We start from the raw sequence: 1579 nt of genomic DNA on the forward strand, positions 1-1579 counted from the left end.
CGGTGACGGCGCGAGCGGTGCCGGTGAGCAGCAGGGTGATCTGCTGAGGGTCCGCAGGTGGGGAGGTCAGGGTTGCCGGTCCATCCCAGCGCGGCTTTAACCAGGCGCTTGCGGGGCTCCCTGTCGAGGGTGAGTTCCAGCGTCTTGGGCGGGGCCTCGGGGCTGCCGCTTCGTGACGATGTCGTGTGTCCCTGCCTGCGCGACGACGCCAGGTGAGCTCCGAACCACGTCACCGCCCCCTTCAACCGAGCGAGACACCGCTCAGCGCCCGGCGACCGTCGGGGGTTCGTCGTGCTGCCGAGGAGTTCACTGTGCCCACCTTCGAGACACTCCCCGCTTCCGTTGGCGGACGAGCGCCGTGGGGGCGGGAAGGAGCGCCGTGGGGGCGGGTGCCTGGGTGTGCCGGACGGTGGCCTGGGGAATCCGCGTCGCGGAGAGGGGCGGTGGGACGGCGCCGTGAGTGCCGGGCGCCGTGCGCAGAGGCAGGCAGGCGCTCACCTGTCGTTTCAGGCCGGTCGTGCCGCTGCCGTTGCCCGGGCAACGGCGGCGGTCGCGAGGCCGCGGATGAGGGGGTGGGGGCGGGCGCCGTCGCCGGCGAGTTCCGGCTGGAAGAGGGTGGCGAGGAAGAACGGGTGCTCCGGCAGCTCGGCGATCCGTACCTCGCCGTCGGTGTCGGTACCGGTGAACTGCAACCCGTGGGTGCGCAGCTGCTCCACATGGCAGGGGCTGGCGCCGAAGCTGCAGTGGTAGCGCTCGATGGATCGTTCGGCGCCGATGAGCATTTCGGCGCGGGAGCCCGCAGTGAGCTCGATCGTGCCCTCGTGACCGACCAGGGAGCACGCGAGCGGCACCACCACGGCGTCGGCCGCCGACGTGTCGGGGGCGTTCTCCGCATGACCGGCCGTTGCCAGCCCGGCAACGTGACGGGCGTATTCGAGCAGGACGTGCTGGAAGCCGCCGCAGGTGCCGAGCAGGGGGATGCCTTCCTCGCGGGCGGTGCGGATGGCTGCGAGCGCGCCGGCCTCGCTGCGGTAAGGGCTGCCGGGCAGCACCCAGACCGCATCGAACCCGGCCAGGGACCCGTGATCCGCAACATCCTGAGTGGGCATCCAGTAGGCGTCCAGGTCCAGGCCGTCACGCTCGCGGAGCGCGTCGAGCAGGCCCGGGATACGGGTGTGGGAACGGACGTGGGGCGAGCGGTCGCCGACCAGGGCGACGCGGGCGGTGTGTGTCACCCGGCCATCCTGAGCCGCCGAACTGCATCAGGTCCAACGATGATTCCTGCATCCGGTATCAGCAATACTGATGGTCATGGACCCGCAGCAGCTGCGTACGTTCGTCGCCGTGGTCGACCACCGCTCCTTCTCCGCGGCCGCCCAGACCCTCGGCTACACCCAGTCCGCGGTCTCGCAGCACATCGCGAGCCTCGAGACCGATGTGGAGGCGCCGCTGCTGACCCGCCGGCCGGTGGCGCCGACCGAGGCGGGCGAGCGGCTGCTGGAACACGCCCGGCCGCTGCTGCTGCGCCTGGATGCGGCGCGGGCAGATGTCGCGCGCCTGCGGCAGGCGCGCCCGGGCC

Annotated in this window: 2 protein-coding genes; one reads left to right on the forward strand and one right to left on the reverse strand. The window is 72.0% G+C overall.

The window, feature by feature from the left end:
• Positions 1-506 precede the first annotated feature (506 nt).
• Entirely contained in the window at positions 507-1235 is a 729-nt protein-coding gene (locus ACWC9R_RS37040) for a CTP synthase C-terminal region-related (seleno)protein (RefSeq protein ID WP_450738276.1), read from the reverse strand.
• 76 nt (positions 1236-1311) lie between these two features.
• Here ACWC9R_RS37040 and ACWC9R_RS37045 point away from each other — a divergent pair.
• Positions 1312-1579 (forward strand): LysR family transcriptional regulator (locus tag ACWC9R_RS37045; RefSeq protein WP_450738278.1); only part of this gene is annotated, 268 nt, incomplete at its 3' end.

The sequence above is a fragment of the Streptomyces sp. NPDC001219 genome (assembly GCF_053597915.1).